The sequence below is a fragment of the Shewanella sp. 11B5 genome, assembly GCF_002836795.1.
In the GTDB taxonomy this organism is placed as follows: domain Bacteria; phylum Pseudomonadota; class Gammaproteobacteria; order Enterobacterales; family Shewanellaceae; genus Shewanella; species Shewanella frigidimarina.
Genome location: NZ_PJAP01000556.1, coordinates 1 through 4,377 on the forward strand (window position 1 = coordinate 1; position 4,377 = coordinate 4,377).

Annotated in this window: 5 protein-coding genes; 1 reads left to right on the plus strand and 4 read right to left on the minus strand. The window is 41.5% G+C overall.

Annotated elements, in window-relative coordinates; translation table 11 throughout:
• From CXF78_RS13030 to CXF78_RS13040, 3 genes are all read right to left on the minus strand, one after another.
• On the minus strand, positions 1-688 hold a 688-nt coding region (locus CXF78_RS13030; RefSeq protein WP_102037041.1), incomplete at its 3' end, for a sulfite exporter TauE/SafE family protein.
• Positions 689-702: 14 nt separating this feature from the next.
• The gene (locus CXF78_RS13035) at positions 703-1,572 is read right to left on the minus strand and encodes an MBL fold metallo-hydrolase (RefSeq protein WP_102037042.1); all 870 of its coding nucleotides are present in this window, start codon (positions 1,570-1,572) and stop codon (positions 703-705) included.
• A 56-nt stretch (positions 1,573-1,628) separates the two neighbouring features.
• Positions 1,629-2,270 carry a peroxiredoxin gene (locus CXF78_RS13040; RefSeq protein WP_102037043.1) on the minus strand — a complete coding sequence of 214 codons (642 nt, stop codon included), beginning with the start codon at positions 2,268-2,270 and terminating at the stop codon, positions 1,629-1,631.
• A gap of 504 nt (positions 2,271-2,774) precedes the next feature.
• On the opposite strand from CXF78_RS13040, the gene CXF78_RS13045 reads away from it, so the two are divergent.
• Positions 2,775-3,695 (plus strand): LysR family transcriptional regulator, encoded by a 921-nt coding sequence (locus tag CXF78_RS13045; protein WP_011637444.1) that lies wholly within the window; start codon positions 2,775-2,777, stop codon positions 3,693-3,695.
• A gap of 197 nt (positions 3,696-3,892) precedes the next feature.
• Here the strand turns inward: CXF78_RS13045 and CXF78_RS13050 are convergent.
• A partial coding sequence (locus CXF78_RS13050) for a radical SAM protein (RefSeq protein WP_374702291.1) occupies positions 3,893-4,377 on the minus strand: 485 nt, incomplete at its 5' end.

The window sequence follows — 4,377 nt, forward strand, 5'->3', positions numbered from 1 at the left end:
GTAAAACCGCTTTGGGTAAATATTGGTTTATCCATTGGCCGGCAATACTGCCGACAAGTCCGCCAGCAATCATGATGGCAATAATCGACCAATCGAACTCAAACCCTTTACTTGAAAGTAATGAGTAATATTTAGCAAAACCGACCAGTGAGTTCATTGAAATAATCAGTAAGCTGGTACCAATCGCCAGCGACATTTCAATGCCGCCAAGTAACACCAGTGCAGGCACAATTAAAAAACCACCACCTACACCCACAAAACCGGTGACAACCCCAACCGCTAATCCTTGCGCCAAGATTTTAGCAATATTCAGTTTGCCCGCTTTATAGCGGCTAGATTGATTTCGCCACATCATCACCGCGCCGATGAGCATCAAAATGACAAACACAGTAAGTTGTATGTCGCTACTAAAAAAGCTGCTTAGCCATGCGCCTAAATAGGTGCCTGCCATGCCCGGTAAACCAAACAAAAGCACATGAGGCCAAGAGACCTTTTTATGCTTAATAAAGCCCATACTGCTGATTAAACTGATGGCACCCACAATGCACAATGACGAAGCGATAGCTAATTGGGGTTGCATTCCAATAAGGTAAAGCAACACCGGAACGGTAAGAATGGAGCCACCAGACCCTAATACACTGAGCACTAAACCAATTAATAATGCGCCAATGATTGCTTGTATCATCATGATTACTCTTAAGCTTAAAGCAGGTTAATTGGGATTTTTAAATACACAGTGCCGTTATCTTCAGGCGCAGGCATTTGCCCTGCGCGAATATTGATTTGAATCGCGGGCAATATCAGCCTGGGCATGGGCAATGTGGCGTCTCGTTGTTGACGAAGCGTCACAAAAGTAGATTTGATCATTGTGTCATTCACATGGATATTGTGCTGTTTCTGTTGGATAACTTGAGTTTTAAATTGATGTCCGCGCCCTTCAGTAGGGTAGTCATGACACACATAGATATCAGTGCTTTCTGGTAGGGTAAATAATGTTTGAATTGAATCGTACAAAGTATTGGCATCCCCACCGGGGAAATCGCATCTGGCGGTACCCACGTCGGGCATAAAAATGGTGTCTCCAACAAAGGCGGCCTGCTCATTAATAATATAAGCAAGATCAGCCGGAGTGTGACCCGGTGTGTGCATAACACGAATGGTCATATTACCGACTTGTAACAGCTCATTATGTTTAAATAGATGATCAAATTGGCTACCGTTAGGCAAGAAGCTAGCGTCTAGGTTAAATACCTTTTTAAAGGTCTGTTGTACTTTGGTGATGTGCTCGCCAATACCAATTTGGCCACCAATTTTGTCACGTAAATAACTGGCAGCAGATAAATGATCGGCATGAGCATGGGTTTCAAGTATCCATTTTACGGTTAGCTCTTGACGTTCAATCCAATGTAAAACCCGATTAGCATTTCGTGTGTCTGTTCGACCTGATTTATAATCAAAGTCTAAAACAGGGTCAATAATGACAGCAAACGATGTTGTATTATCAGCAACGACATAAGTGAACGTTTCACTGTCTTCATCTAAAAATTCATGGACACTAAATGTTGAAATCATCACAAGCTCCTGTTAAATAGTGCTCAGGGACTAAGCGTCCCTGAGCTTGCCACGTGTTAAAGAGACTTCTTACTGAAATACCAATCTACGTAATCGTAGCCTTGGGATAATCGTGCTTTAGCGTCAGCAGTAGTTGCTGGCGGTGGCACTATAACGTCATCGCCAGGTTGCCAGTTTTCTGGAGTCGCAACGCCATTGGCATCACTGGTTTGCAGCGCTTTTACTAATCGAACAAATTCATCTATAGAACGACCATTACTCATTGGATAATACACCATGGCTCGTAACACACCTTCGGGATCGATAATAAAGGTTGCGCGAACGGCAGATGTGTCGCTCGCACCGGGTTGGATCATGCCGTAAGCTTTAGCCACTTCCATTGATAAGTCGGAAATAATCGGGAAGGTAATGTCAACGCCAAAGTTTTCTTCAATGTTACGTACCCAAGCGATGTGAGAATGAACACTGTCGATGGATAAACCTAATAATTCTGTGTTGATGTGAGCAAATTCTTCAGCTCGTTGAGCAAACCCAATAAACTCAGTAGTACAAACAGGGGTAAAATCTGCAGGATGAGAGAACAACACTAGCCACTTGCCTTTATAATCTGTAAGTGAACGCATGCCATGTGTTGTTTTTGCATTAAACGCAGGGGCTGGGCGGTTTAATTGCGGGAAAGAAACAATAGAGTCAGTCATGTTATTACTCCAATAATGATTAAGTTAAGTTAGCGTTAATCTGTAAAATAGATTGCAAGCATACTTAATAATAGCAATAGCTAGGCCAATATCGGTTAGATGATAATAAACAACCTGATTCAATTTAAGCATTTGATTTTAAAATAAAAAATCATTTCGTGATTAGTTGCTAGATAGCTTTTTACATGAGCCACACTATAAGTCATGTTTTGTCCGTGTCATAAATGGCACAAAAGACAAAAATGACCACGTTAACTGTCACAATCACTAAACCGACTAAGCAATATTGGTGTTACTAGTAAGGTTTTTGAGCGTGTAATCAACAAGTCTGTGCATAAAGCCACATTAGATGAATAAAAAAACAGAGCTGATTTCGGTAAAAATTATATTTAACCGTTAGCAATGTGAAGCGGGTCTTGATTATGCTTGTGAAGCGTATACCGCAAAGTGATTTAGGTTTATATTTTCGTAAACAAATACATGACTTATAAAGAGTAAATCGCAATGGAATTGGCCAAGCTTTCACGTATCAGTATGAAACACTTGATCACTTTGCATGTGATGCTTGAAACCCTCAGTGTCACAGCCTGTGCTGAACGGTTATGTCTAAGCCCATCGTCGGTGAGTAAAACCTTAAGTCAGCTAAGAGAAAGTTTGCATGATGAATTATTCTATCGTCATGGCAATTCACTCATCGCCACTGCATTAGCACGACGACTAGGCCCAAGTGTTAAGCAGATGATTAATGATATGAATCAGATCATGAACCAGGATGTATTCAAGCCACAACATTATCAAGGTAGCTTTTCGCTGGCGATGCGCGAAAGCACATTTGAGTTATTAGCCGCCACATTAACGGCTCATATTCTCAACTTAGCGCCCAATATCCATATCGATATTTACAATAAAGACAACATCGGCTTTGACGGCTTAGTAAAGGGTTCGTTGGATTTTATTCTTTTGCCACATGACTTAAGCCAACCAACCAATATCGATGAAGACTTAGTCTGGGAAACCTTAATCAACGATGAAATGGTCTGCCTAATGAGTGCTAGCCATCCATTGGCTTCACAGCAGACTATTAGCCTTGATGACTACTTAAATTTCAGCCATATCGGCATAACAGATACTGATTTGAGCACACCATTTTTTGATATTTTACTGGCACAGCAATCAAAAAAACGGGCGATACCGATTTCGGTACCTGACTTTGGCAGCGCAGCGTTAATGTGCCATCACAGTGAACTGCTATTTACCTGTTCGCGCCACTGGGCCTCAATAGCCAAGCAAGCCCAAGGATTACTGATCAAACCGTTACCGATCGATTATGGCAAAGTTGCTTATAGCCTTGTGTGGCATCGGCAAAGTATGAACGATCCTGCTCATCGCTGGCTGTATGAACAAATATTGCTTTGTAGTCGTTAACCGCACCAATACGATTTTATGTATTGATTAAATGGTACTTTATCATCGGATTTATTTAGCATTAAATCGAAGCAAAGCCGTGTTAGCCATTTATTCAACCTCAGTTACCTATAGATGTTACCTATAGATGTTACCTATAGAAGTTACCGATAGACGCTAAATATAGGTGCTAAATATAGCGATTAGATATACAGAGATTAGATGTACAGCGACGGTAAGACGATATTGGTTACTCCTCGCTGAGTAAGTTGATTTGCTAAACGCGCTATATCCGCTTGAGTACATTGTGGCCATGTAGAGCCTATGCCTTTAACACCATGATGATGAAACGCATTTAACTTCACCCGAGTCTCTGTGGGGAGGTTGGATAAATACCCGCCCAGGGCGTCAACATCATTCTCATAATCCGTGATGCCGGGAATGTGTAACAGTCTTACTTCATACAATTTATTGTGCTGAGTCAGTAACTCGATTGACGTAAATACCGGCTGGTTATCACGCCCTGTGATGTAATGATGGGTATCTTGTTGCCATGCTTTTAAATCAACCATTGCGCCATCTAAAAATGGCAGTAGCTTATGCCAACCTGTTGAGCTCAAGCTGCCATTGGTGTCGAGCATGCAACTTAGATGCGATAAATGTTCTGAGGACTTTATCGCACTAAAAAGCTCAATAATAAAAG